23 protein-coding genes and 1 tRNA gene are annotated in these 26,217 nt (G+C 45.6%); 6 read left to right on the forward strand and 18 right to left on the reverse strand.

The window, feature by feature from the left end:
* Positions 1-75: transfer RNA gene (locus BM607_RS07525), tRNA-Met, on the forward strand.
* A 180-nt stretch (positions 76-255) separates the two neighbouring features.
* Here the strand turns inward: BM607_RS07525 and BM607_RS07530 are convergent.
* The 10 genes from BM607_RS07530 to BM607_RS07580 all read right to left on the reverse strand — a co-directional run bounded on the left by BM607_RS07530 (position 256) and on the right by BM607_RS07580 (position 10,164).
* Complete coding sequence (locus tag BM607_RS07530; RefSeq protein WP_006082079.1) at positions 256-669, reverse strand: hypothetical protein; 414 nt, start codon at positions 667-669, stop codon at positions 256-258.
* Positions 670-927: 258 nt separating this feature from the next.
* Positions 928-1,419 carry a GNAT family N-acetyltransferase gene (locus BM607_RS07535; RefSeq protein WP_071939325.1) on the reverse strand — a complete coding sequence of 164 codons (492 nt, stop codon included), beginning with the start codon at positions 1,417-1,419 and terminating at the stop codon, positions 928-930.
* A 451-nt stretch (positions 1,420-1,870) separates the two neighbouring features.
* Positions 1,871-2,470, reverse strand: a complete 600-nt coding sequence (gene recR / locus BM607_RS07540; RefSeq protein ID WP_006082081.1) for a recombination mediator RecR — start codon at positions 2,468-2,470, stop codon at positions 1,871-1,873.
* 12 nt (positions 2,471-2,482) lie between these two features.
* Positions 2,483-2,812 (reverse strand): YbaB/EbfC family nucleoid-associated protein, encoded by a 330-nt coding sequence (locus tag BM607_RS07545; protein ID WP_006082082.1) that lies wholly within the window; start codon positions 2,810-2,812, stop codon positions 2,483-2,485.
* A 223-nt stretch (positions 2,813-3,035) separates the two neighbouring features.
* Positions 3,036-6,422 (reverse strand): DNA polymerase III subunit gamma/tau, encoded by a 3,387-nt coding sequence (dnaX, locus tag BM607_RS07550; protein WP_071939324.1) that lies wholly within the window; start codon positions 6,420-6,422, stop codon positions 3,036-3,038.
* A 37-nt stretch (positions 6,423-6,459) separates the two neighbouring features.
* Complete coding sequence (apt, locus tag BM607_RS07555) at positions 6,460-7,011, reverse strand: adenine phosphoribosyltransferase (RefSeq protein WP_086010671.1); 552 nt, start codon at positions 7,009-7,011, stop codon at positions 6,460-6,462.
* 268 nt (positions 7,012-7,279) lie between these two features.
* The gene (locus tag BM607_RS07560; protein WP_012089492.1) at positions 7,280-7,648 is read right to left on the reverse strand and encodes a YbaN family protein; all 369 of its coding nucleotides are present in this window, start codon (positions 7,646-7,648) and stop codon (positions 7,280-7,282) included.
* Positions 7,649-8,002: 354 nt separating this feature from the next.
* The gene (locus tag BM607_RS07570; RefSeq protein WP_071939323.1) at positions 8,003-8,749 is read right to left on the reverse strand and encodes a putative DNA-binding domain-containing protein; all 747 of its coding nucleotides are present in this window, start codon (positions 8,747-8,749) and stop codon (positions 8,003-8,005) included.
* A complete protein-coding gene (locus BM607_RS07575; protein WP_071939322.1) occupies positions 8,749-9,618 on the reverse strand; it encodes a DUF692 domain-containing protein in 870 nt (289 codons plus the stop codon). Before BM607_RS07575 ends, BM607_RS07570 begins: the two co-directional genes overlap by 1 nt.
* A gap of 114 nt (positions 9,619-9,732) precedes the next feature.
* A complete protein-coding gene (locus tag BM607_RS07580; RefSeq protein WP_006082089.1) occupies positions 9,733-10,164 on the reverse strand; it encodes a hypothetical protein in 432 nt (143 codons plus the stop codon).
* Between the two features lie 268 nt (positions 10,165-10,432).
* On the opposite strand from BM607_RS07580, the gene BM607_RS07590 reads away from it, so the two are divergent.
* Both BM607_RS07590 and BM607_RS07595 read left to right on the forward strand, forming a co-directional pair.
* Positions 10,433-11,386, forward strand: a complete 954-nt coding sequence (locus BM607_RS07590; RefSeq protein WP_011847064.1) for a tRNA-dihydrouridine synthase — start codon at positions 10,433-10,435, stop codon at positions 11,384-11,386.
* Between the two features lie 247 nt (positions 11,387-11,633).
* The gene (locus tag BM607_RS07595) at positions 11,634-11,993 is read left to right on the forward strand and encodes a TraR/DksA C4-type zinc finger protein (RefSeq protein WP_071939321.1); all 360 of its coding nucleotides are present in this window, start codon (positions 11,634-11,636) and stop codon (positions 11,991-11,993) included.
* A 105-nt stretch (positions 11,994-12,098) separates the two neighbouring features.
* Here the strand turns inward: BM607_RS07595 and BM607_RS07600 are convergent, their stop codons facing one another.
* From BM607_RS07600 to BM607_RS07615, 4 genes are all read right to left on the reverse strand, one after another.
* The gene (locus BM607_RS07600; RefSeq protein ID WP_071939320.1) at positions 12,099-14,759 is read right to left on the reverse strand and encodes a TonB-dependent receptor; all 2,661 of its coding nucleotides are present in this window, start codon (positions 14,757-14,759) and stop codon (positions 12,099-12,101) included.
* 431 nt (positions 14,760-15,190) lie between these two features.
* On the reverse strand, positions 15,191-16,909 hold the full coding sequence (gene ushA / locus BM607_RS07605; RefSeq protein ID WP_071939319.1) for a bifunctional UDP-sugar hydrolase/5'-nucleotidase UshA: 1,719 nt from the start codon (positions 16,907-16,909) through the stop codon (positions 15,191-15,193).
* Positions 16,910-17,272: 363 nt separating this feature from the next.
* The gene (locus tag BM607_RS07610; RefSeq protein WP_071939318.1) at positions 17,273-17,944 is read right to left on the reverse strand and encodes a carboxylesterase; all 672 of its coding nucleotides are present in this window, start codon (positions 17,942-17,944) and stop codon (positions 17,273-17,275) included.
* Positions 17,945-18,036: 92 nt separating this feature from the next.
* Positions 18,037-18,264, reverse strand: coding sequence for a DUF3389 family protein (locus BM607_RS07615; protein ID WP_071939504.1), 228 nt, complete (start codon positions 18,262-18,264; stop codon positions 18,037-18,039).
* Between the two features lie 252 nt (positions 18,265-18,516).
* Here BM607_RS07615 and BM607_RS07620 point away from each other — a divergent pair, with 252 nt between their 5' ends.
* Entirely contained in the window at positions 18,517-20,460 is a 1,944-nt protein-coding gene (locus tag BM607_RS07620) for a M1 family metallopeptidase (RefSeq protein WP_071939317.1), read from the forward strand.
* A 211-nt stretch (positions 20,461-20,671) separates the two neighbouring features.
* On the opposite strand, the gene BM607_RS07625 is transcribed toward BM607_RS07620, so the two are convergent.
* Positions 20,672-21,160 carry a peptidylprolyl isomerase gene (locus BM607_RS07625; protein WP_071939316.1) on the reverse strand — a complete coding sequence of 163 codons (489 nt, stop codon included), beginning with the start codon at positions 21,158-21,160 and terminating at the stop codon, positions 20,672-20,674.
* 159 nt (positions 21,161-21,319) lie between these two features.
* On the reverse strand, positions 21,320-22,636 hold the full coding sequence (locus BM607_RS07630) for a lytic murein transglycosylase (RefSeq protein ID WP_071939315.1): 1,317 nt from the start codon (positions 22,634-22,636) through the stop codon (positions 21,320-21,322).
* Positions 22,637-23,067: 431 nt separating this feature from the next.
* Between BM607_RS07630 and BM607_RS07635 the strand changes: the two genes are divergently transcribed.
* On the forward strand, positions 23,068-23,427 hold the full coding sequence (locus BM607_RS07635; protein WP_006082098.1) for a DUF2750 domain-containing protein: 360 nt from the start codon (positions 23,068-23,070) through the stop codon (positions 23,425-23,427).
* 51 nt (positions 23,428-23,478) lie between these two features.
* Complete coding sequence (locus BM607_RS07640; RefSeq protein ID WP_012587417.1) at positions 23,479-24,120, forward strand: hypothetical protein; 642 nt, start codon at positions 23,479-23,481, stop codon at positions 24,118-24,120.
* Positions 24,121-24,304: 184 nt separating this feature from the next.
* Here BM607_RS07640 and BM607_RS07645 read toward each other — a convergent pair whose 3' ends face one another.
* Both BM607_RS07645 and BM607_RS07650 read right to left on the reverse strand, forming a co-directional pair.
* Positions 24,305-25,249 (reverse strand): chemotaxis protein CheV, encoded by a 945-nt coding sequence (locus BM607_RS07645; protein ID WP_006082100.1) that lies wholly within the window; start codon positions 25,247-25,249, stop codon positions 24,305-24,307.
* 316 nt (positions 25,250-25,565) lie between these two features.
* Positions 25,566-26,180, reverse strand: coding sequence for a class I SAM-dependent methyltransferase (locus BM607_RS07650; RefSeq protein WP_006082101.1), 615 nt, complete (start codon positions 26,178-26,180; stop codon positions 25,566-25,568).
* Between the last annotated feature and the right edge of the window lie 37 nt (positions 26,181-26,217).

Here is a 26,217-nt window from a genome sequence, read left to right on the forward strand (position 1 = left end):
CGGGATGGAGCAGTATGGTAGCTCGTCGGGCTCATAACCCGAAGGTCGTCGGTTCAAATCCGGCTCCCGCAACCAATTTAACCAGCTTAAGCTGGTTTTTTTGTATCTGAAATTAATAAAACTTTCTGTAAATCATCAGTGCACCACTGGTAACTCGTCAGGTTCAACTCTCTATAAATAGCGATCGAAGATCGTCAGTTCAAATCCACTTCAGCAACAGCATTCGAACTAAAAATTTAACCTGATTAGCTGACATCAATGCGTTTTTTGGATTTCAAATTTCGCCATGAAGGTGTCGGACAATATGACTCCTGCCATAGCACCAAAGGAAACGGTGAAAATCATGATGAAAGGTAGAGGTTTCAAATAAGCGGAAGTGAGAACACCTTGACCGAACCAGTGCAGCAACAGACCAAGGATCATGACGCCAAAAGCGAGCTTATTCGCAGCAAAAAACATCGGAATTTCGAACGCCCACAACGCTTTATTTTCCTTAAATTGAGCGAAACCAAAATAGAGATAAAGCAGTAATGCCACCATAGCGATCGCACAAACGCTGAGTGTATAGCTTAATTGAGATGTCCCAGCCAAGACTTGATAGCCGATACGAATGGCATAAATACCGACACCCAACCAAAGTATCAGTAGTGGCAATAAAATGAGTCCCATTTTTTATCCTTAAAAGTTGAGATATACACACACTTAGCACCTAAAGCGAGCTCTGAAAATGAGCGCTTAATGCTATCCCAGACCTCGGTTTGTGAAGTGAGCGCTTGAAGTAAATTCTTAGATTGAGCACTTATAGTCAGATCTTAAAGTAAGTACTTAAAGTAAGTTCTTAAAGTAAGTACTTGAAATGAGCGCTTAGAGTCCATTCTTAAAGTAAATGCCTTAAGCAACCGTTAAAATAGTGCCAAGACCAGCATGCTATTTTATCCGCGCCATATGATACACACTGACAAACTCACCATTTCTAAAGGCAAAATCCTTCGACTCACCTTCCATTACAAAACCAAACTTTTTATACAGACCAATGGCGGCATGATTATCAGTATAAACCGTTAATTCAATTCGTTTTATATTCATCCATTTATCGGTAAGCTCAAGCATAACGTTAATCAAGGCGCTACCAACACCGCGGCCTTGGTAGCTGTCTTTTACCCCCATTCCAAAGGAGGCAACATGCCTACGACGGGGTTGCTCGTACACCTCAAAACCCAACTCGCCGACAATTTCACCTTCAATCTCTGCGACATAGCGACTAATATGATTCGATGTTGCCGCAAGGCGTGACTCCCATTTATCGGTCGATGGACAAGGGAGTTGTAAGGTACCCGTATAGGCATTTGGGCAGGCATATACGGCTTGAATAGCTGCGGCGTCACGCTTCTCTGCATGCCTAATCGTAATCTTTTCCAATGAGTCCCCTCCATGGTTTTCTAATAAAAAATACCTGTCCGGTTCAACGTACACAGAGCTAAGCACACAGATCTAAATCAACGAATTAGCTTAGGCACAAAGGCGCGAACACTGTGGCGAATCGTAACTCTGCCCGCTTCTTATCAAACCGACTTTACGGATGAAGCTCGTATAAGACAAGTATGAAATTTAAAAAACTATTGATAAACCTAGTTTTTATATGGATAGATATCAATTGAGATGAGAATTGAATCATAGCGCTATTTCCACAGCCCTATCACCACAACCCTGCCTCGACACCGATGTTGAAACACTGGGCAAATAAAAACCCGCTCAAGATAGGTTCTTGGCGGGTTTATGGGATATCGCGGCAATTGAGTCGAGTTGAACAGTTCAGCATTTAAATTCAATTAATATAATTATGCTAACTAAACTGAATCACTGAGTTCTTTTAAAGCGGCAAACGGCCATTAAATGACAAGGCTAACGTCGTGCTGTCCACGTATTCAAGCTCTCCGCCAACGGGCACGCCGTGGGCGATGCGACTGATCATCACCTTATGGCGTCTGGCCATATCAGCAATAAAATGCGCTGTTGCCTCGCCTTCTACCGTCGGATTGGTCGCTAAAATCAACTCGGCCACATCACCCGAAGCCAAGTGGCGCTCGAGTAACGCTAAACCTAGCTCTTCTGGCCCAACACCATCGAGTGGCGATAAATGACCTAAAAGAACAAAGTAGCGACCGGTGAAATGTCCACCCGCCTCAATGGCTAACACATCGGCCGGCGTTTCCACCACACAAATGGTGGAAGACGTGCCGCGTTTATGGCTAGCACAAATCGGACAGAGGGTTTCTTCAGTGTAGGTTCGGCAAGACTGGCAATGACCGACGTCACTCATCGCACTGGACAGCGCACTGGCTAATTTAAGCCCTGCTTTTCTGTCGCGCTCGAGTAACTGAAACGCCATACGTTGCGCCGATTTAGGCCCAACCCCAGGTAAACAACGCAGGGACTGAATTAACTCATCTAACAGTGGACTAAATTTCATCGGCTATCTCAATTAAAATGGCATTTTCATGCCTGGAGGTAATTGCATACCACCAGTGACTTCGGCCATTTTAGTTTTCTGGTTTTCTTCGATTCGACGGGCTGCGTCATTACAAGCCGCAGCAATCAAATCTTCCAGCATTTCTTTGTCGTCTTCCATCAGGCTTGGGTCGATTTCGACTTTACGCACTGTGTGCGCGCCAGTCATGGTGACTTTCACCAAACCTGCACCAGATTCACCCACCATTTCCATACGGGCGATTTCTTCCTGCACTTTGGCCATTTTTTCTTGCATCATCTGGGCCTGTTTCATCAGATTGCCCATACCGCCTTTTCCAAACATAGTCTTTTCTCTTCTATTAGGGTTAGTCGCAAGCATTAACGCGGCTAATCTTACTTAAATAAATGGGATTGGCAATCAATGCCGTTATCTTGTTAATAAACTTATGATCTCGATGCCGAGTTTCTCAGCAGCATCACTATAAATATGCACTTTGAGCTCAAATTTAAACCACAAGGTTACAAATTAACGACGAACATTTTACCCAAGGGCTCGTCAATAATGGTTAACTCGCCGCCTCAGTTAACTCAGGTAACGCTTGTATTTGCTGACTGCGTAAATTCAACAACTCTGGCGGATACACTAAACTGTCGGCATCGAGTTCGGCGCCCATACGTTGGATCAACCATTGCACATTGTCATCATAGATCAGTGATTGATGCGCCTGTTGCAGCAACTCTTGGTGGAACCGTTTACGTAACTCTAAAGGCGTTTCCCGCTGCGCATCGATTCCTATGACCACTTGCACCCGTCTTGGGTTCCCGAGCGCAGCACTTAAGGCTTGCTCGAGCTGTACTATGGCAACATCGGCCGCAAGATGCTTCTGATTTGGCTTAAGCAGCAGCGGCAAAGGATCGCTCTGGGTTTGGCAAACGGAATTAACCGCCAGTTGCCGCACTCGCCCGCCGACCTCTAAGCTCGCCATCAACTTGTACCAATGCAAATCTAAGGGATGACCGCTGATCGGTAGTGTACTAAGCGCGACTTCCCTCTCCTGCGTACGTTCAACAGCGCTAGCCGTCTGAGTCAGTGCAGTCGTGCTAGCTGGCGTTACCGCGGTAGCTTGCACTTTATCTTGATGTTTTGCTTGAGTTTGAAGCACTTGTGACTTCGAACCTGAACCCTGTTCGGCACTCTGGGAGTCATTACCATCTGCCGCATTATTCTGTACGTCATTGGCTGTGTTACTAGTCTCTAAAGATCCTTGGCCACTGCTGACAGAGTCATCATTTATATCAGAGCCTTGAGCCATCACAGCATCAGCGATATCAGTATTACCGCTATCAACCTGAGTCGTTTCGATAAGCTCAGCTGTTGACGCTACTTCTGGCGCAGCCTCCCAAGGCGGACGGTCATATGCTGCCGGTTTGACTGGTTCAGCAGGGACAGAACCTGATACGCTTGCAGCCGAAGGCACTGATTGATGCAGAGCCATTGGCTCAAGATCTAAGTCAAAATCATCATCGAAATCTATTGTTAAATCGGGGTCTAAATCAGCGGCGGGATCGGCAGAGAATGACGCACTTGTCTGACTTGCATCACTTTTACTGACAGGTTTTGATAAACTGATCCCATTGGCTTTACTGTTTGCTGTCTTTAATTTTGAGTCCAGTGACGACTTTTTTTCATCACCGTCCTTAACACTTAAGGCATCAAGATCTGATAACAGTGAATCCCGCGCCGCCAACACCGCCGAGAGAATATCATCATCGGCTAAGGATGTGGAGGCTAGTGTTGGTATTGAAATTGGTGTCTGAGGAGACACTTGAGCCATTGCTGCAGACTGATTAACAACTGCACCTTGCATGCCTACAGCACTTTGAATACCTGCTGCGCTTTGCATATCAGCAGAATGTTGAACATCATCAGGCACAGCATGAGACTCGAAGCTGTGATGAAAATCGTCGTCATTGTAGGAGCCGGACGAGAATTCAACATACGCATCTTGATAGGAATCGAGCGGCGCTGACTCTTGGGCATAATCTCCCATCGCAGGAAATGAATACTCTGCTTCATTTCCATAGGGACTATGTGCATCAAGCCCCTTTTGCTCAAGCGTGTTGTTAGCGGTGGGATTGTTATCCAGTGTGTTCTCAGCAGTGCTGTCGTTATCAGCAGATGTTGAACCAACAAGCGTTTCAGCCATAGCTGGATTAACAATACTCGACTCGGCAGTTGCCCCAATTAATTCAGGAACTTCACTATTATGAGCATCAAGACTGGCAACCGATGCTTCAATGTCAGCAACGGGTTCAGAAATGTGTATAGAAGGCGCTTGAGCAGTTGATACTGTTTGAGTTTGAGGCTCTACCTCAGCATTAACTGTGTCAGCGTTTAAGCTGTCAGCGTTAAATCCCTGACTCTGGGCCTGACTTAGAATCACCGCCTGTTCGGCAATTAATGCCGCATCCGCTTCGAGCTCAGCATCAAGTGCCTGCTCTACAGTATCTGCTGGCTCAATTGACACCTCAGCCGAAGCAACAGCGGCCGCTTGCGCGGTTTCAACTTGCTGATTAGCGTTAGTTTGCTCAATTAAAGCTGTTTTTTTTTCAGCAGGCCCTTTTTCAATGGTATGCGGTTCAGTGCTATGTGGTTCAGCAGTATGTGTTTCAGCAAGCTTTTGTTCATTTACATGAGGAGCTTGCGCTGCAGCAGTTGCCGCAACGGGCGTTTGCCCTTCGGGTAAACGGATCTCAGCGACCGCATCAGGCTGCCAACGCTTTGCCGGCTTTTCTGGCACAAATGCGACAGCCCGTAACAGCGCCATCTCAAGACCCGATTTAGGATCGGGTGCATGGGGTAAATCTTTGCGGCCCGTTAACAGAATCTGATAATAAAGCTGCACTTGCTCCGGCGTCAGCTGCTCGGCAAAGGCGCGAATTTGCGCGCTATACAAAGATTGCTGCGCGGCCGCGGGGGCAAATTGGGTCAAGGTAATTTGATGTAACAGCTCAAGCAAACTGCGCAGTACTTCTTGGGCATCGGCGCCGTACGCGAGCACTTGGGCACAGGTGTGCATTAACACGCCAATATCGGCATCGGTTAAGGCTTTAAGCAAGGCAACCACATGCTGCTCATCAATACTGCCCAGCATAGTTTGCACTTGAGTGAGCATCACATTGCCGCCACCAAAGGCGATCGCTTGATCGGTCAAACTCAAGGCATCACGCATACTGCCATTGGCGGCTTTGGCAAGAAGCTTTAAAGCTTCAGCATCAAAGGGAAACTGCTCTTGGGTCAAGATATGATTGAGCTGAGTGCCAATTTCGCTTTGGGTAAGGCTTTTTAAATTGAATTGCAAACAACGGGATAACACAGTCACGGGCAGTTTCTGTGGATCAGTTGTCGCCAAAAGAAATTTAACGTGCTCGGGGGGTTCTTCTAAGGTTTTTAGCAGTGCGTTAAAACTGCTGCGCGACAGCATATGCACTTCGTCGATGAGATAAACCTTAAAACGGCCACGGGTCGGACGATACTGCACATTGTCTAACAGCTCACGGGTGTCATCGACCTTAGTGCGGGACGCTGCATCGACTTCAATTAAATCGACAAAACGGCCTTGCGCGATTTCCACGCAGCTGCCGCAAACACCACAGGGAGTCGCTGTCACGCCTTGTTCGCAATTTAAGCCTTTGGCAAAGAGTCGCGCCAAGCTGGTTTTACCGACACCGCGCGTTCCCGTAAACAGGTAAGCATGATGTAAGCGCTGCTGGCTTAACGCATTGGTCAAGGCATGCAAAACATGGCTTTGGCCAACCATTTGATCAAATGTGGCAGGGCGCCATTTTCTGGCTAACACCTGATATGACATGGAACTCCCCAGAGTATGTGATACAAGAGCGGGAGCATGCGCCCCGAGAACTTTGAAAGATAACATGCCATGATTTGACATGCCATCAAACTATCCCAAGGCGCCTTTAGCTGCAGATTTATTCGCCTTCAAACTCACAAAGTTTAACCAACTCAAGCCCTAATGCGGTTAAACGGGCTTCACCACCTAAATCAGGTAATGAGATCACAAAGGCCGCATGTTTAACTTCACCGCCCAGTTGGCGAATGAGTTTAACGGTCGCTTCAATAGTACCGCCAGTCGCCAGTAAATCGTCAACCACTAGCACTTTGTCATTTGGGTTAATCGCATCGGTATGAATTTCTAGGCTATCGTGACCGTATTCCAGTTCATAGCTTTGGCTGATCGTCGCACGCGGTAATTTACCCGGTTTACGCACAGGCACAAAACCCACACCCAATTCTAAAGCCAGCGGCGCGCCAAACAAGAAACCACGGGCTTCAGTGCCCACAATTTTGGTAAAGCCTTGGCCACGATAATGTTCAACTAACAAGTCGATGGTCGCTTTATAGGCGGCTGCATTCTCAAGCAAACTGGTGACATCTCGAAATAAAATCCCTTCCTTAGGATAATTAGGAATCGTTTTAATGCTTTGCTTTATCAAGGATAAGGTTTCTGTATTCATAGCCATCATATTTACTTAATAAGTTACTTAATCAATTCACCAACCTAGCGTTGGCGGTATAAAACAAAACGTCCACACTGGGTGGACGCATTGTCGAAAGTCGGACAAAGCTTATGCCGCTTTAGTTTTAGTTGCAACAATCACAACGCACAAGTGATGGAAAGGTTATCAATTTGTGCCTTAGATCAAACCCTGTCGGCACTGTGTTACATCCCCTCACCCATGACGCGGCGAAAACGATTTCGCCACACATTGAATCCATAGTGTCGCTCAATTATCCCTCTATTTCAGGGATCCCTTTGAGATACCAGAGTAAGACGAGTGCCATCACGAGCAGCAAACCTTTTACCCAAAGGATAGGCACCACAATAATGCTGACACTAAAACTCAGCGCGCTGACGACCATGGCTTTGCGTTTCAACCCCTTACGCATTGCTCGCTGCTCTTGCCACTGGGTTAAGGCATCGGCAAACCAAGGATGAGTCATCAACCAATGGTGTAAACGTTCACTGGAGCGGGCAAAGCAAAAAGCGGCAAGCAAGATAAACGGCACGGTCGGTAGCAAAGGCAGCACGATACCGAGTAAACCCAAGGCTAACGCGGTTAAACCTAACAATAAAAATAATCCGCGCTTTAATACCATCGATTTACTTACCCTTTATCGGAAAAACAAAAGCCACTCTAAGAGTGGCCAATAGTCTATGCGCTCGAGATTAACGCTCGCTTAAATTAGACCTAAGTGCTTTAACCAAGACAGGCTTGCTGGCAGAGTCGGCAACAGTAAAACTAAAATAAAACCAATAAAATACAAAAAATTAAATGGGTCTTTGAACGGCTGACTACTCATTACAGCTCCTCTAGTATGTGCAAGTATAAGTGCGCAGGAATCGTACAGTGATTGAGATCACAAAACGGCCGACATTGTAGCGGTTTGTCAAATTAATAAAAACCCTCTAACTGTAGGGTTATTGCATTTATTTCGGCAAGAATCCCCACCTTAAGACTGACGACCGCGCACTATCCCTTTGGCCGCTAATTGCTCGAGTAACTGAGTACAACCTTGCGCAATAATCTCTGGCGCCATTTTAGGATAAGTGATTGTTAACCAATCAACTATCTCTTTAAAACTCGCTTGGCCTTGAGCTTGAAGAAATGCCAGCACCTGCGCACTTAAGGGATTTAACTGTAGGAAACACACTTCGCAATCGGCATCTTGGTAGAGACAAAAAAACACTGGCGTATCGAGTTGTTGCTGCGGACGATAATCATGACGAATGTGCTGCACCTCAAAATGATACTGCGCCACCCTCGCCGTCTTCGATAAACATAAGGCCTGCATCGGAATTTGCGCTGGGCTAAGTTGAGATTCATCCCCACTCGCCTGTGCGACCGCAACGGCCAACTCCAGCCATTCATAGTGCGCTAATTCGAGCATAAAAACAGGATCATTTGCCGTGGGCTGATATTCCTGCTGTAAAAAATCTAAAAACTCGCCCGCGATATCGATAAAAATCGGCGATTGGCAATCATGTTGACTAAAAAAGCTCTGAACTAATGCCAACCACTCTTCCTCTAAATACAAACTTTTCAGCACGGGAAAGCCGTTCGACACAAACCCCTGAACATTATTGAAAAATAGCTCGCGATAAACCTGCATGCGCCGGACATCAGTATCCGCGGGCAATGGCCGAGAAGGATCGCGGATATAATCGATAAAGGATTGCTGCACTTGCTTAAAATCCATTAGGCGATCCTCTTTACAACATGAGCGCTATTTTGAATGTGAGAGCTGGGCGCTGCCGCTTGATAAGCGTGGATTTGATTTAGCTCGAGCAACAATTCAGCAGTTGTCGGCACATTAAAGTCACGCTCTAGCAAAGTCGGCTTTACCCCATGTAAGGCATAGCAACGTTGCAACAATGCCCAAACGGGATCGTTAATAGCGGCGCCATGGGTGTCGATCAGTAGATCTTCAGCTTGCTTGTAGTGCCCAGCGATATGCAGATAAGCGATACGCTCCGTCGGCATGGCCTGTAAAAAGGCATCGGCATCGTATTGATGATTTATCGAGTTCACATAGATGTTATTCACATCGAGTAGCAGCTTACAATCGGCTTCTTGCAGCACAGCATTGACGAATTCAAGTTCGCTCATGTGCGCGCCGGGGGCGGCATAAAATGACACATTTTCAAAAATGAGTGGCCGCTCTAAAATATCTTCGACTTGCTTCACCCGCGCCGCCACATGTTTTACCGCTGCGTCGGTAAAAGGGATCGGCATGAGATCGTATAAGTGACCTTGGCCTGAGCAATAACTTAAGTGTTCGGAATAGACTTGGATTTGGTGTAAATCCATAAAGGTTTTGATGTTTTTTACAAACGCGAGATCTAAGGGCTCGGGGCTACCAATCGATAAGCTCAAACCGTGGCAATAGAAAGTATGTTGCTCGGTCAGTTCACGAAATTGACGGCCAAACTTACCGCCTAAGGTCATCCAGTTTTCTGGTGCTACTTCAAAAAAATTAATCGCTTCTGGCACCGATTCACAAAACTCACTGAGCATTTCTCGCCGTAAGCCCAGCCCTACCTGTGCCGCATTTTTTTGATCATTCATAGAACCTCACGAACGCTTGCTGTCATCGCTTTAGGATAAAACAAAAGAGACCAGCGCGGGCTGGCCTCTTAAGACTCAATAACCCCCATCACTGCGGGATTAGTACAGTCGGATTTATTTCATTTCTTTTTTAACGGCTTCGACTTTAGCGTCAACTTTCTCGGCGGTTTTCTTCATATCAGCGCCACATTTCGCTTCACCACACTTACCTTCGTGTGCTTTCGCCATCGCGGCTTTTTTCACATCGGCACCGCATTTCGCTTCGCCACACTTGCCTTCATGGGCTTTATCTGCAGCCGCTTTTTTCATCTCGGCGCCACATTTAGCTTCACCACATTTGCCTTCTTTGGCTTTTTCAGCGGCGGCTTTCTTCATATCCGCGCCGCATTTGGCTTCACCACATTTTCCTTCTGAGCCGACAATTTGATAACCCGCATCCATTGCTTCAAAACCAAACGGGTTAGTTTGGGCATTGACAGCAAAAGCTGAACTCATTACGACTGAACCTAAGGCTACTGCAACTGCTGTTTTTTTAACTGAATTCATAAATAATCCCTTCTTGTTTATTGAGTAATGTTGACCAACAACAGTAGAAGTAGCTGGCTTACTACAAAAGACCTGCCCTGTTTCAATTCTATTGCAAAAAATATCACTAAATCACAGAAATGGTCAAAATATCCTGCTAGGACAATCAGTTTAGCGTGGATTTTATTTATGAGTACGCCTATTAATCCGCATTCACTCGACCACTTTGTAACTTAAGGCCGATAAGGTAGAATGCTCGCCCTTTGCAAATAGATATGGGTTTACTGCAGTGCGTGTGATTTTGGCTCCAATGGAAGGCGTAGTAGACGCTTTGATGCGTGACATTCTATCGACCATCAATCCCTACGATTTACTCGTCACCGAATTTGTGCGTGTGGTAGACCAACTGCTGCCTGAAAAAGTCTTTCTCAAACTTTGTCCTGAGCTGCTCAACAACGGTAATACTCCTTCGGGTACGCCAGTACGAGTGCAGTTACTCGGCCAAGAACCCCAATGTATGGGCGAAAATGCCCTGCGGGCGATTGAACTCGGTTCACACGGTGTCGATGCCAACTTTGGTTGTCCAGCAAAAATCGTTAACCGCAGCAAAGGTGGCGCCGTATTACTGCAATATCCTGAGAGTGTGCACGATATTGTCAAAGCCATGCGTCAAGCGGTACCGAAAGAACATGCCGTGACCGCCAAAATACGTTTGGGCTACGAAGATAAGTCACTGTTCATGGAAAATGCTATCGCAGTGTATGAAGCCGGAGCAACTGAGCTTGCCATCCATGCGCGTAGTAAAGTCGACGGCTACAGACCGCCCGCCTACTGGGAATACATCACAGAAGTACGCAAACGTTTGCCGATCCCGGTGATCGCCAACGGCGAGATTTGGAACAGCGATGATGCTAAGCGATGTATCGAAGTCACCGGCTGCGACAGTATTATGATCGGCCGCGGGGCGATTTCATTGCCGAACTTGGCCGATACCATAAAGACAGGTGCAACCCCATATACTTGGGCGCAAACCTTAGGGCTGATGCTCAGTTATACCCAAAGGGAACTCAATGGCCGCAAGAGCGACTATTATCCCGCCCGAATCAAACAGTGGTTTACCTATCTCAATCGTCAATATCCCGAAGCCGATACTTTGTTCAGGGAGCTGCGCGTGTTTAAAACCACAGAAGAAATCGTCGCGGTATTAGAAGCTGCGCAGCGAAACTTAGGCAACGAATCATAGAAGAGTGAGCTACCACAGAACGGCAACAAGCCATATAAGCGTTAGAAATCGAGATTCAATGCGCGGCAATGTGAGCCACGAAAGGGACTTAGCGATAGCACACATAATGCGATAGGAATGAAGTACTTTTTCGATTTTTAACGGCGAAAAAACCTAAAATGTGGCAGATACTTGATCTTTATCATAGTCGTTGGTAGTGGAACTATTAGACTGGACGCCTAGAGTCAAATGAAATAGGCGATTTTACGTGAGCACCACCCATATCAGACATGAATTGTCAGAGCTTGAAGCTAATCTAAGGAAAGAAATCGGCGCGCTCCCTCCGTTCCTCGAAGCCATAGGGGAGCATTATGCTAGCCTGAGTCTGGCAGAATTAATTGATAAATTGGCGCAAACGCCACTGGCCGATCACCCGCTATTTTGCCAGCTGAATAAACTTGATGCCGCCTTTTGTCAGCTCGACTTAAGCCTCTACGGCCTTTGCTCCGACTGCGAAGCGGAAATCGAAACCGAACGCTTAAGCCAAGATCCCACAGAACAACGCTGCGCCTCCTGCGCCGAACATTATCAACACGAACACCGCCACGAGCTGCGCCTCACCCATTGATAGCACTGATTCGATATCCGGTAAACGGCCTGATAAGTAGGCAAAAAATAAGCAAAAAAAACCTCCGCAAGCGGAGGTTTGAGTTATCCAGGGAGGGCGGACAACCTAAAACTTCTGGTTTATTCTCAGGTAATACGTTCTACCTAACACATCATATAAACCCACATTCACATCGCGATAATCGGCGTAGGTGTAATAGTTTGGTGTTTCAGCATCAAACACATTATTCCCCCCTACTGTGATAGAGCCGTTATAAGCATGGGTATAACCAAATTGGATATTGTGTTTAAAGTAATTATCGTAATCGACATAACGGTCGGTTTTTTCTAACTCGTTGAAATAACTTGCTGATTGACTACCAATATAGACGACTGTCCATGCGGCAGAGAAATCATCGTATTTCCAACTTGTCGCAAAATTACCGCGCCAATCGGGTGAGTCTGTTGTTCCTGCGTAATCGATCATCTCTGATTCGGCATTATCCTGCTTCTTAAAATCAAGCACGTGAGTCAAATCCAGTTTGAAATTGAAATCACCAAAACCTGTCTCTAAGTTATAAGCCGTTACAAAATCGATACCTGAGGTCTCAACTGTGGCTAAATTACGTATTCCCGCCTCAATATACTCAATCTTGCCATCTGGACCACGTGTCACATAGGGAGAAGATCCATTCTTGATTTCATCGCGCAGGATATCATCTACATCAATCGACTCAATTTTGTTGTCGTAGGTGATTGAGTAATAAGATAACTCCAAGTTCCATGCATCAGTGACATTCCAAACGCCACCAAAAGTTAACGAGTTACCCTCTTCAGCCTCTAAGTTTGGGTTACCACCAAACCAAGTTTTATGTTGGTTATTGGTGGCGCAATATATGGCATCCACATTACCGGGTTCATTACACCATAAAGAGTCAACGCTCTTCTCAAAACTCAAAGATTGAGACGAGAACATTTCACTCATATTCGGCGCGCGGAATGAGTCACCATAGCTAGCACGCAGTAATAGCGTGTCTATAGGACGCCAGCTTAAACCAAACTTAGGCACCACGGCATCGAAGGTCGATGAGTTAACCACCTCCCCTTGAGGCCCTGTGAGGGTTCCTTCCTGCTCATAGCGCTCATAACGTACTGCGGCAGAGAACTCAACGTTGGCAGGTAAGCCAACTTGGAGTTCCAAATAAGCGGCGCTACGGTCACGCGTGGCGTCCACATCATCACCACCCGAACCGCCGGAGATAATACCCGCGGCCGATTCTGGATCACTGGTTTGCTTAAACTTGATCATTTCATATTCAAGACCGCCAACCATAGCGACCGAAAAATCACCGTCATCGAGTAGTAAGGTCGAAGCAAGACCATCCAATTGAGTACTTTCAAATTTACCCTGATAAACCCCAGTATGTGCAGCTTTGCGATACAGATCTGTCATCTGTTGGTCCCACTGCTCATAACTCATGCCAGAGGTATTGAAAATATCATATTGCTCTGAATCTATTTCTTGCTGAATAATATCGTCATTAAGTAAATTGTAGTTAAAACTGTTTGTTGTTGAGGTCGCATGCTGGGCATTTAATTCCCAGTCGATACCATTACCTGAATCTATCGTGCCAACAAAGCCACCAAGAATATCAAAATTGTTGGTTTCAGTTAATGTATCTCGCTCGCCAAGTTGCGCGCCTCGCATAGAAATCACTAATTCTTCGCCAACTGGGTTGTACTTATTATCGGCACTCATCACAGGGGTATTAGTTGATACTGGCGTACCAGCATAACGGGTTTCAGTTTCAGCTAATGAAGCAGAAGCTCGGCCTCGGAATTTTATATTTTCTGAAATCTCATAGGAGAAATTAGATAAGAGCGAATTACGGGTTTGATCGCCAAATAACTTAGTGACATTACCATGATTATATAAACAACGACCATCACCTGAGTCTATGGTATTTTCCGTTTTTTCACATATATCTGAATTACTATACCAGCTACCATTGCCTGGTCCATATTTACCGTTTGGTACTGAGCTATATCCGCTATAGGCGTTATAACTTGAATCATCCATTCGCCAAATATCACGGTCCATTACCGCTTTTGTATCATAATATTCATAGGTGAGAGTGATATTGCCTTTATCGGTATTAAAGCCAGTTGCAAGCGATAAACGGTTAGCATCGCCCCCTTCTACGCTTGGTTGCTCTGTACTGTAATCGAGTTGAAACCCTTCAAACTCTTTCTTAGTGATAATGTTTATCACGCCCGCAACCGCATCGGAACCATAGACTGCTGAAGCGCCATCCCGCAGGATTTCAATACGCTCCACAATAGCCATAGGGATAGAAGATGTATCCGCCACTGAGCCAGAGCTCGAGCTTGTCCCAGGCATACGGCGTCCGTCTAATAACACTAAGGTCGCAGACGATCCTAAACCGCGTAAATTGACATTGCTGGTTGAGCTTGCACCAGAGCCATAACCTGAAATACCACGCCAAGAACCAAAGCTGTTTATCGCAGAGTTATTCAATACGTCAGCAACGGTCTTTTCACCTGTCATGGCAATATCCGCTGCATTAATGACTGTCACGGGTGAAACAGTTTCCATATCAACTTGTTTAATACGAGAACCCGTTACTTCAATGCGTTCAACTTTCGTATTTTCTTCTGCTGCATTTCCCATTGCAGAAAAACCTAATCCAGAAAAAACCACACTGCTTGTCGCCACTGTAATTAAACTAGCACGAACGGCTTTGGCCGTTAAACTTAAATAGCGCATTAATCTCTCCTTGAGGTAAACAAAACCTTTGTTTGTTATTTTTATATTTAGCCAGCGAACTCTATTTCGCTGTAGGGATAATGTTAATGTGCAACATTTAAGTCAACCATTAAAAACAATGACTGTCACAATTAAACAATTTGATACATAACAAAAACAAAAGAAATTTATTAATGGATTAGAATAATTCATATGTTTCATATGATTAGGGGAGATTAACCAGCTAGATATTCTAGATAATGGTGTGGATACAACAAAACTCATTTGTTAATTAAATGAGCCACAGTGAATTTAAGTTACAAATGAATTAGTGTGTATCACCAATTAAAGACTGATTATTAATTAACTCTTAATCTAATATTAATTAACCATAAAAAATGCCACTCAATTGAGTGGCATTTATATTTAAACACTGAGTAGTGATTGATTACTTAAAGTTGACAACCTTCAACACTATTTGAGTTTTCATAAACAATATCGCCTATCGGACTGTAGTCAGCAGCTTTAATCGCTTGTTTCTCTTTCAAGAAAGAATAGAGTAAATCAGCATCAACAAAACCCGTTTGAATTGGGCTTTCTAGCTTAGGATAACCGTCACCACCTGCAGCGTTAAAGCTAGGTACAGTGAACTTATAAGTTCCTGTTGGACTGAAGTTCTCACCATTAATCACACTGATATTGGCAGTCTTAGCCGTACAGTCAATGGTCATTTTCACGCCCGTGATTTGTGCGTAACCACCTGAACCAATTTGAAGACTAGCTACTGCGCCTAAATAAGCCGCAACTTCAGTGCCTGTCATTTCGTTCAGAGTCACCATGTTACCGAATGGCTGAACAGTCAGCACATCACGGTAAGTGATATTACCAGGCTGAATAGAGGCACGTACACCGCCCGAGTTCATCACGCCAAAATCGGCTTTGACTTTATCACTTTGTGCCATCGCTAACATACGGCCTAAGTTAGTTTGCTTGTTACGCACGTTTGCACGCTCGCCATCTAACAGGGCATCCGTTGTTGCTATGACTTCGTCTAACTTAGCTTGACCTTTCTCTTGGTAGTAAGACAGCAGCTCTTTTAACTCAGCATCAGGTTCAATCTTAGTACCAGCTAGATCAGCTGTTTTCTTGCCTGCGTCATCCAATTTACGCATATTCACAGGCACAAGCTTGTAGCTTGCTAAATGAAGTTCACCGTTAAAGTATTCAAAATCTGCACGGCCAACATATTTACCCCATTCATGGGCTTGCATGATCCAAGTACCATTTTGTTTATCTGGAGCACACTCATCGCCTGGTTTGAAGTTAGCGTAGGCTTTGTTGTCAGTACCCGGTTCCATACACACTGGATTTTGTGAATGACCACCAATAACTACTTGCAGATCGCCTTCTTTCAGTGCGCGAGCCATAGCCACATCGCCAGGGGCGTTGCTACCGTTATGGCCGTCAGCATAGTGACCCATGTGCGTGGTAGCGAAAATAATATCGGCCGCTTTGGCGTCTTTAATTTCTTTAATCACTTTAGCGACTTCAGTCTTCGGATCGGTGAACTCCAGGCCACTGATGAATTCTGGATTACCAATCTTAGCCGTATCTTCGGTCGTTAAACCTATTACAGCCACTTTCAGACCGTTTATGTCGAATACCTTATAGGCATCAAAGTAACGTTCCCCTAGATTGCCATCCGCATCTTTACGGTAAATATTCGCCGCTAACATAGGGAATTCCGCAAGGCGGCGCTGCATATCAACAACGGATAATGGATTATCAAACTCATGGTTACCAACAGCCATAGCGTCGTAACCAATTTTATTCATACCCGTGAAATCTGGGATCGCATCTTGTAGATCCGATTCTGGCACGCCAGTATTAATGTCGCCACCAGACAGCAATAATGTTTGACCACCATTCTTACTGACTTCTGCACGAATGCTGTCAATTAAGGTTTTACGCGCAGCCATACCATATTCGCCGTCACTGTTTTCCCAGAAACGGCCGTGGTTATCATTGGTGTGTAAAACGGTAAATGTTGTGCAAGCGCTTCCCGCTTCAGCACATGTTGTTGGGACTTTATCGTCGTCACTATTATTACAACCCGTAAGCGCAGCGACAACAGCAGTTGCAACTAGTCCTTTAATAAGCATATGTCTCATTACATCAACCCCTTGATTTTAATTATTTTATCATAGAAAGATTGCCGTGAACTCCATCAAGTTCAGCGTCACGGATAATAACAAATAATAAAGATAAATTGTGTCATTTTTATTAAAAACTTGACATTAATAGGGGAATTCGCAGGAGCTTTAAGACAGATTTGTTTCATATAAAAAATAAGCTGAATGACTGATTTCTATATATTTAGAGAATTAAATATAAAAGTGAAATAACTTAATTTAAATCCTTCAGTATAAATGACTTAGAAAGTGTTACAGAAAACATTGATTGTTCCCATAAAAAAACAAGCATGGGCAAATTTAAGCTTACCGCATGCTGTTTTTATCAGCAATTAGACTTGTCTACATTTCAAATCGCTGTAATAACCACTTAGAAATCTCTTTTAACTGCGCAGGGATCACTGAATGTGGCATAGGATAAGTCTGCCACACCACATTATAACCGCCCGCAATTAAGGCTTCTTTGGCTAATGTTCCAGCGGATAATGGCACTACATCATCCTGTAGACCGTGTTGCTGTAATATGGGTGTATTGCGATTCGCTGCGCTTAATTCAGCGGGTAACACATCGCCCGTCGGTAAATAACAAGACAGCGCCATTATCCCTGCAAGTTGCTCGGGGAAACGCAGTCCAGAAAATAAACTCATAACTCCGCCCTGGCTGAATCCTGCTAATACGATACGCTCGCTCGCAATACCCGCCGCGATTTGTTCATTAATTAATGCAGCAACCCTTTTCTCCGACTCAAGCACGCCTTGCATATCAGCTCTGTCGTGCAAATCCATGCTTTTAATATCGTACCAAGCGCGCATCACATAGCCGCCATTGATGGTCACGGCTTGCTCCGGTGCATGGGGGAAAATAAACCGGATAGCATGATCGGCAGGCAAACCTAATGCAGGCACTACGGGGGCAAATCCGGCACCCGAATCCCCTAATCCATGTAACCAAATGACCACGGCGGTAGCAGGCGTCTTAGGTTCAACGACAATACGCTCAAGAAAAACTGACATTCTAAAAATTCCCAATTCGATATTAAACACTCATCAACTAAAAACTGATGATAAATCTATAAGTTAACCACTATGCACTATGCAGGCGTACTTTATTCCGCGTCCATTCCCAGCACATCTTGAATCGCACGTAACTGGGCATTTGAGTCCAACACTAAGCTCCAACGCACACCGCCACCATCGGCGATTAACATAGGTGGCTGACGTCTCAAACCGATATCCTCAGCACTCGCTTGCAGCACGACACTGGCAACATTGAGCCGCACTTGCACTTCGAACTCAGTGACGATTAACTTACCCTGCGAAAAATCTAACACCATTTTGATAACCGCCCTATGTGAAAACGCCGACATCATAGCAAACTTGTGGTCTTTTACCGATGGCATTTCCTTGCCGGCATACGAGCCATTAAAGTTTGATTACATTTGAGCTAACAGTGAGATAACAAATCCAGTGGATTATCAGGTAAACTTTTGCCCTATATAGATAGAGCCGATAGAAAACCAAGCAGCATTGATGCTGTTATCGGCCCAAACTCGAACCAAAATACTTTATCATTAGGCTGTTAAATAATGCTTTCACTTCGCCGTAACGTCCTGAGCAGTGCCCTACTTTTTGCGCTGCAACTCCTTCCTAGCACTGATGCCAATAGCGCTCCAAATACGTTAGCCGCTGAGCCGACTGCCACTGTTGTACAAGCACAGACGCAGCAGAACCTAGATGCACTGACCTATGCCAATTACATTGAAGTCAGCGTGAGTCATGTGGAGCTAGCACTTGCCGTCGATTTTAAGCAAAACCGCTTATCCGGTGAAGCCACCCTCGATTTAGCTTGGCATAAACTGGGGAAGGAACTCATCTTAGATACCCGAGATCTGACGATTAACAGTGTGAGTGCTTTGAATAGAAATGGGAAATGGCAAAGCGTGCCCTTTACCTTAGCCAAAGCGGACGCTGTAAAAGGCGCGGCACTGACCATCAAACTGGCCGATGAAGATACCCAAAAAGTTAAAATAAAGTACCACACGTCGAATAATCCATCCGGTATTCAATGGTTAACTCCTGAGCAAACCCAAGGTAAACAGTTACCTTTTATGTTCAGTCAGAGTCAGGCGATTCATGCTCGCAGCTGGATCCCACTGCAAGATACCCCAGCCGTGCGCCAAACCTATAGCGCAACGATTACTGCCGATAAAGCCATTACTGTGGTCATGAGTGCCGATCGTAAAACCCTGTCGAGCACGCAGACCCAATTCACTATGCCGCAGGCGATCCCAGCTTATTTAATCGCCATTGCAGCCGGGCATTTAAAGTTCGCCCCTTTAGATAACATCTCGGGCATTTGGGCTGAGCCAGAAATCCTCGACAAAGCCAACAAGGAATTTGCCGACACGCCGGAGATGATCAAAATCGCCGCTAAACGTTACGGCGATTACCGTTGGGGACGTTATGACTTGCTTATTTTGCCGCCAAGCTTCCCCTTCGGCGGGATGGAAAATCCACGGCTTTCGTTTATTACGCCAACAGTGATCGCGGGTGACAAAAGTTTAGTGAGTCTGATTGCCCACGAACTTGCTCACTCGTGGTCGGGTAACTTGGTGACCAACGCCACTTGGCGCGATCTCTGGCTTAATGAAGGTTTTACGACCTATGTTGAGAACCGCATCATGGAAGATCTCTACGGCCGCGACCGAGCGCTGATGGAGCAAACCATCGGCTATTCAGAGCTGCTTGCCGAGCTTGCAGAACTCACGCCTGGCGATTCAGTGTTGCATGTGGATCTTGGAAAGCGCTCACCCGACGAGGCCTTCAGCGGTGTCCCTTATGTGAAAGGCCAGTTGTTTTTAATCTTTTTAGAGCAGAAATTTGGCCGCGAACGCTTCGATGCTTTTGTGAAAAGCTACTTCAATCATTTTGCATTTCAAAGCATTACCACGGCGCAGTTCCGTGAGTATTTATCTTTGAATCTATTAAACAAATATCCCAATGTTGTCAATGAGGCCGAAGTGGATACTTGGATTGAAGGTCAAGGTTTGCCGTCATTTTTAGTGCCGCCCAATTCCCACGCCTTCGATGATATCGATGCCCAAAGACAAACTTGGCTCGACGGAAAACTTAGCGCAAGCGAGTTGAAAACCAGTACTTGGACAGTGCACCAGTGGTTAAGGTTTATCAATGAAATGCCAAGAGTCAATCTAGACCAAGTCAAGCTTGCCGAGCTAGATAATGCGTTCCATTTTACGGGCACAGGCAACAGTGAAATCGCTTTTGCATGGTATTCACTCGCCCTAGACAACGGCTATTACACGGTACTACCCGCATTAAAACAGCACTTGACCCATATTGGTCGCATGCGCTTAATCGTGCCGTTATATCAAAAGCTTGCAAGCACAGATCAGTACGACTGGGCCAAGAGTGTCTATCTTAAGGCTCGCAGTGGTTACCATCCACAAACCCAAGCAAGTCTAGATATGATGTTTGCCGACAAACCACTCGAGCATGAACACAGCCATTAATGAGATAAAGAGCGATTAATGTTAAGTGCCATTAGCGGTTGCGCTAACCATTAAGCCATTAGCACCATAAAAACAAAAAAGCCCAAACCTAGGTTTGGGCTTTTGCTATTCAATCTTCTGCCTCGACTCATTCAACTTATTCTGAACTTTTATTCATCTCACATTGAGTCAGATAAAAGCCAAGTTCGAAGACGAGTCCGAAGCGCAAAGATTAGTGGTGATGACCACCAGCGCCATGGGCATGGCCGTGGGCGATTTCTTCATCACTCGCGTCACGGGCACCAACGACTTCGATATCAAATGTCAGTTCGCGGCCCGCTAATGGATGGTTGACATCCACAGTAGCCATAAACTTACCCACTTTAACGATAGTCACTTGGCGTTGACCTTGGTCAGTATTGACCACAGCAGTCATACCCGGTTTCCACGCAGTCGCGCCCAATAAGTGCTTAACCGACACACGTTGGTGCGCATCAGCATCCACTACACGCTCACCGTATGTTTCGGCAGCTGGTAAAGTCACAGTGAATTTTTCACCGATGGCTTTACCATTGATCGCGTTTTCTACACCTGGCATCATGTTGTCATGACCGTGTAAATAGGCAATAGGATCGCGACCTTCGTTCGTCTCAATCACTTCGCCTTTCTCGTCACGCAGTGTGTAGTTAAACTGCACAACCATATCGTCTTTAATGCTCATCGAATATCCTTTGATTTTCTTCGATTTCAATTGTGGGCCGAGCTTAACAAAACTGAGCTTTTCACTCCACTTTTTTATCCGGCCTAAAAGCGCTCAAAACCCGCAACGAACGCCCTTTGGCTATAGTGGCTACAGTGGCAGTGGCTACAGTGACAGTGGCTACAGTGATAACCCTAAAGCGCTAAACACCTCTGGGCTTGGGAAGCCATCGGCAATCATCTGTTTGCTCCGTTGAAAGGCTTGCAATCCTGCCACAGAGTTACGCCCTAACACACCATCTGGCTTGCCAACATCAAATCCGGCCTCATTCAGTTTTGCTTGCAGTTGCTTAACTTGCTCGCGACTTAAGCGTGGCTGTTCTGGCGGGCTCACTGTCAAAGGTAACCCCCCATTAATGCGATCGGCAAGATGCCCAACTGTGATGGCATAATACTCAGAACGATTCCAACGCATAATCACGTTAAAGTTTTCATAACCTAAAAAGGCAGGCCCCGTATGCCCTGCTGGCAAATACAACGCGGCTTGAATATCCACGGCGGGCAAAGGTTGACCATTCGCTTGCGTGACATTAAGGGCCGCCCACTCAGATAAGGCCAAGGGCTGCTTTGCACCTAAATGGCTGTAACTAAAATCCTTTGGCAATAAGACTTCACGGCCCCAACGTTCATTTCGCTGCCAACCTAAGTGCTGTAAAAAGTTCGCGGCAGAAGTCAGCGCGTCTGTGGTGCTATTCCATAAATCGGCTTTACCATCGCCGTCACCGTCGACGGCATATTTGGCATAGGCCGACGGCATAAATTGCGTGTGTCCCATGGCGCCAGCCCATGATCCCACCATAGTGTCATCATCAAACTGATACTTTTCTTTCAGCTTTAAGGCTTGCATCAATTCTATAGTGAAATAATTGCTACGGCGTGGCTCACAGGCCAAAGTCGCGAGCGAATTCAATACCGACATCTTGCCTTTATAGGAACCGTAGTTAGTTTCAAGCCCCCAAAAAGACAAAATATATTGCGGTGGCACGCCATATTCTTTGGCTAGTTGATTGAGTAAAACGCTGTGTTTTTTCAGTAAACGACGGCCTTCATTGACGCGCCATTCGGTGGCGCGCTTACTGAAATAATTATCGAATGTCTGGCTGAATTCAGGTTGTTGCTGATCGAGCTCAATCACCCGAGGCACAAATTTCAAATTTGCAATGGTCGAGTTAATCGTCGCCTCTGACAGCCCTTCGGTGCGCGCCCGCGCTTGTAGCCCTGTCACACAACTCGGAAATGCCTCGGCATTCGCTTGTACGCTAGCACTGATATCGGGCATTGGGTTGGCTTCAGCGACTATGCCACTTGCGTTGCTACTGCTCGCGTTAGTGCTTGCCTTAGTACTAGCACTCGCCGCTGGCACGCTAGAACAGGCACTCAGACTGACACAGGCGGCAATACTCGCAAACAGATAAGTTAACCCTTTAATTTTAATCAAATCAATAACTCCAATATTTGATTTCACAACAATGACACAGTAATCACACTGCTGTGGCTAAACACGACAATCTTCCTTCTTCGAGAAGGCATTGCCCTAGAGAGATATTCACCTTGGCATAACGAGTTAAAGGTTCTACTACAAAAAAACCTTTAACGGCCAAGGGTATAGAAGACATGTTTCTCCCCCACGGAAAGCCTCTATCTGAGTCACACTTGAACAGTAAAGCACACTGCATCAAGGCTTATCATTGCCAATAATCCTGACCCATAGCGACACGTAACACAATCCTTATCGCCATAAATACCTTGTGGCACCGGCTTATTGCTCAGTTATCCAACACAAGAAAAATCTTAACAAAGAATCCCTTGGTATCGCAGCATGTTACCGTATAATGGATAAGTTAACAGCACACATCAAAGAGACCTATCATGACTGAAATCAATGCGGCTTTGGCTGGCTTTATCAAAAATGTAAAACAACATCAGACGCTTTGGGGTCTAATGGATGAAACTGGCGAAGGCTGGGTCGTTTGTGACTCTTCAGAATTTGAAGACACAGATGTGATGCCATTGTGGTCAAGTGAAGCCACTGCAAAATCCCATTGCAGCGACGAATGGCACGACTACCAACCCGTTGCTATTTCATTAGAAGAATTTCTGGAATATTGGGTGTCGGATCTCAACGACGATGGTGTGTTGATCGGTGTGGATTGGCAGACTGATGAAGATTGCCTTGAACTTGATCCTATTGTTTTAGCAAAAGATTTGGTTGATGTTGAAGAAGTTTAATCCCTTCAATATGCCATTAATGACATCAAGGACTGAGGTGCTCATTCCTTGATGTCTGCTATCCCGCTTATCGATATTCCCTTCGACCAACGCCATACCTGTTGGTTTTGCGGCGAACCGAGCAATCAACACTTCGAATATATTGCCCACACACATACGCCACATCCTTCATTAGCTGTGCCCGCCTGCAGCGAATGCTTACGATTAGCCAAACAACATCCTTTGAGCTCAATATGGGATTGTCGTATGGCCGTCAAAGATGCACTGATGCGCATTTATGCAAAACACCTCGCGATTGGGATTAATTGGACCGAAGAAGAACTAGCCGAGTCTGAATTTTCCTGCAAAGTGTTTGAAGGCTTTAAGAAAAGTGCTTGGATGATGTATCAGATTGCCCGCGACCGTATCAATGCACCCGGCTGGCCACTGGTATTAGAAGGCGAAGAAATTGACGACCAAGGATATAACGCAGGTTTCGAATTTGATGGCGTGACCTTTAACTCAGTTAATGCTGCAATCCAGTACTACTCGACGCAATTCACCTTAGATCCTCAGTTTTTTGCCGAACTGGTACGCCTCGTCGGCCGAGCAAGATTCAACTACGCCCTACGACTCGCCCGCATCCATATTGCCGCCGCCAAAGAAATGAAACGCCAAGTATTACAAGATGTAGAAGCCGAATTCGCCTCGTAATCGAGCGTTAAATGAAAAGGTAATTTGGTAGGATTTGCACAGAAGCGATGGAAAGGTTGCAATTGAAGGGCTGATATTAAAAGTCTGATATAAACAGGCCACATTTAAAAGCGGTTATTAAAAGCGCTGAGCCTACCGATGACCAACACAAGGTCAATCACCGATAGTTCGAATCTCAAGATGCTTAGTGATTAATCACTTGTCTTAATCTTTCTTGTACCACTTCCACCAGCAAATCCGGCTGGAACTTAGAAATAAACTTATCACAGCCTACCTTTTCAACCATGGCATGGTTAAAACTGCCACTCAGCGAAGTATTCAAGGTAATATATAGATCTGACATAGCTTTATCACCGCGGACTTCAGACGTCAGTTTGTAACCGTCCATCTCGGGCATTTCGGCATCAGTAATCATCATCAACAATTCTTTGGACACTTGCTTGCCTTCATCGCGCCATTTTTGTAATAAATTCAATGCCTGCAAGCCATCAGAAGCTTCAATGATTTCTATGCCTAGTTGGCTTAAAGTCTCACGCACCTGACGCCTTGCGGTCGATGAATCGTCCACGATCAGAATTTTCCTTCCTGGCATTTCATGGACTAAGGTTTCATCGAGCACACCTTCAGAAAGACTAATATCGTAGTGAATGATCTCCGCCAGTACTTTCTCTACGTCGATAATCGACACTAATTGCGATTTGCCTTGATGTTCGATGCGGGTAATTGCCGTCAGATAATTATTGCGCCCCGCCGTTTTCGGCGGCGGCATGATATCGCTCCATGTCATGTTGATAATGTGCTCAACCTTGCCGACTAAGAAGCCCTGCACGCTGCGGTTATACTCAGTAATGATCATATTGGCATCATCATCTGGCGGCACAGGTTTAAACCCAATCGCCGAACGTAAATCAATCACAGGGATAGAAATACCGCGAATATTAGCAACACCATAAATATGAGGATGACTCCCAGGCATGGCATTAAGTGGAGGAAGCTTAACCACTTCTTTGACTTTAAAGACGTTGATGGCAAATAACTGCGTGGAATTAATGCTAAAGAGCAACAACTCGAGGCGGTTCTCACCCACGAGTTTGGTACGCTGATCTACGGTTGCAAGTACGTTTGCCATAATGCTGCTTCTCTACTCTTGAGGAAAATCCTTTCCTCACATGCGACGGATTAGCTCAAATTATAGCGGTAAACTCCCATGAAGAACCATGCCGAGGTGCTATTTTATCTAAAAATTACAACCACTCTCGCAAAATCACGCCGCTAACTTGGTTTACTCCACCTCGAATATCAATGGCGCTGCTGGCTCATGTCTGTGCTCAAGCGGCGAAATAGCCAAAACATTTGGCTTTGGCATAAGTGTGAATATTAGCAAAAGCACGAATATTCAATCCATTCAAAAACGAACATTCAATTCGCGTCAGCGACACTGTCGCCTAACGCAGCACTTTCTGGGCAAGCACCATGCCCGCAAGATCCAAGGCATTTCTGTCGCAGACTATCTCAAACCCCGCTTGACGCAACACAACTAACCACTCGCGGTGATTAAAGCGATTTTGCTGTGGATGCTCAAATAGGCGTCGACTCAGTGGATTACAAATCGCAGCGCGATATAAGTCCTCTACCACAAAGTAACCGTTTGGTTTCAGTACTCGGGCAACGTCCTTGATGGCCGCCTGCCAATCTGGAATATGGTGGAATACAGCAAAATCAAACACCATATCGAACTCGCCATCGGCAAAGGGAAGACAAGAAGCGTCGGCAACCGAGAAACTCAGCCCTTTCAAACCTTGTGGCCGAGCTTGCCAGCGAGATTGCGCCGCTGCGACCATTTCAGGGTCGATATCCACGGCCGTGATATGTCCTGCGCCAAAATGCTCGCGGATCAACTGAATACCATTACCAAACCCACAACCGATTTCTAATGCGCGCTCGCAGCGAGCCATAGGTTTAGGCATCATAGACGTAAGCAAAGGCGCTTCGACATGATTTTGTAGCCAAAAACGTATTGGATGCTGAACGAGCTTTTTCTCAAATGGATTTAATTTCATGCCATCCTCTAAATATGGGTAAACTATTGTTGATAAT

The organism is Shewanella sp. SACH (assembly GCF_001887095.2).
Taxonomy (GTDB): domain Bacteria; phylum Pseudomonadota; class Gammaproteobacteria; order Enterobacterales; family Shewanellaceae; genus Shewanella; species Shewanella baltica.

Excerpts from the sequence above, each read along its gene's own strand:
- BM607_RS07530 (WP_006082079.1), bottom strand. The coding sequence starts at position 669 with ATGGGACTCATTTTATTGCCACTACTGATACTTTGGTTGGGTGTCGGT.
- recR (WP_006082081.1), bottom strand. The coding sequence starts at position 2,470 with ATGAAATTTAGTCCACTGTTAGATGAGTTAATTCAGTCCCTGCGTTGT.
- BM607_RS07545 (WP_006082082.1), bottom strand. The coding sequence starts at position 2,812 with ATGTTTGGAAAAGGCGGTATGGGCAATCTGATGAAACAGGCCCAGATG.
- dnaX (WP_071939324.1), bottom strand. The coding sequence starts at position 6,422 with ATGTCAAATCATGGCATGTTATCTTTCAAAGTTCTCGGGGCGCATGCT.
- apt (WP_086010671.1), bottom strand. The coding sequence starts at position 7,011 with ATGGCTATGAATACAGAAACCTTATCCTTGATAAAGCAAAGCATTAAA.
- BM607_RS07560 (WP_012089492.1), bottom strand. The coding sequence starts at position 7,648 with ATGGTATTAAAGCGCGGATTATTTTTATTGTTAGGTTTAACCGCGTTA.
- BM607_RS07570 (WP_071939323.1), bottom strand. The coding sequence starts at position 8,749 with ATGGATTTTAAGCAAGTGCAGCAATCCTTTATCGATTATATCCGCGAT.
- BM607_RS07575 (WP_071939322.1), bottom strand. The coding sequence starts at position 9,618 with ATGAATGATCAAAAAAATGCGGCACAGGTAGGGCTGGGCTTACGGCGA.
- BM607_RS07580 (WP_006082089.1), bottom strand. The coding sequence starts at position 10,164 with ATGAATTCAGTTAAAAAAACAGCAGTTGCAGTAGCCTTAGGTTCAGTC.
- BM607_RS07600 (WP_071939320.1), bottom strand. The coding sequence starts at position 14,759 with ATGCGCTATTTAAGTTTAACGGCCAAAGCCGTTCGTGCTAGTTTAATT.
- ushA (WP_071939319.1), bottom strand. The coding sequence starts at position 16,909 with ATGAGACATATGCTTATTAAAGGACTAGTTGCAACTGCTGTTGTCGCT.
- BM607_RS07610 (WP_071939318.1), bottom strand. The coding sequence starts at position 17,944 with ATGTCAGTTTTTCTTGAGCGTATTGTCGTTGAACCTAAGACGCCTGCT.
- BM607_RS07615 (WP_071939504.1), bottom strand. The coding sequence starts at position 18,264 with ATGGTGTTAGATTTTTCGCAGGGTAAGTTAATCGTCACTGAGTTCGAA.
- BM607_RS07620 (WP_071939317.1), top strand. The coding sequence starts at position 18,517 with ATGCTTTCACTTCGCCGTAACGTCCTGAGCAGTGCCCTACTTTTTGCG.
- BM607_RS07625 (WP_071939316.1), bottom strand. The coding sequence starts at position 21,160 with ATGAGCATTAAAGACGATATGGTTGTGCAGTTTAACTACACACTGCGT.
- BM607_RS07635 (WP_006082098.1), top strand. The coding sequence starts at position 23,068 with ATGACTGAAATCAATGCGGCTTTGGCTGGCTTTATCAAAAATGTAAAA.
- BM607_RS07640 (WP_012587417.1), top strand. The coding sequence starts at position 23,479 with ATGTCTGCTATCCCGCTTATCGATATTCCCTTCGACCAACGCCATACC.
- BM607_RS07645 (WP_006082100.1), bottom strand. The coding sequence starts at position 25,249 with ATGGCAAACGTACTTGCAACCGTAGATCAGCGTACCAAACTCGTGGGT.
- BM607_RS07650 (WP_006082101.1), bottom strand. The coding sequence starts at position 26,180 with ATGAAATTAAATCCATTTGAGAAAAAGCTCGTTCAGCATCCAATACGT.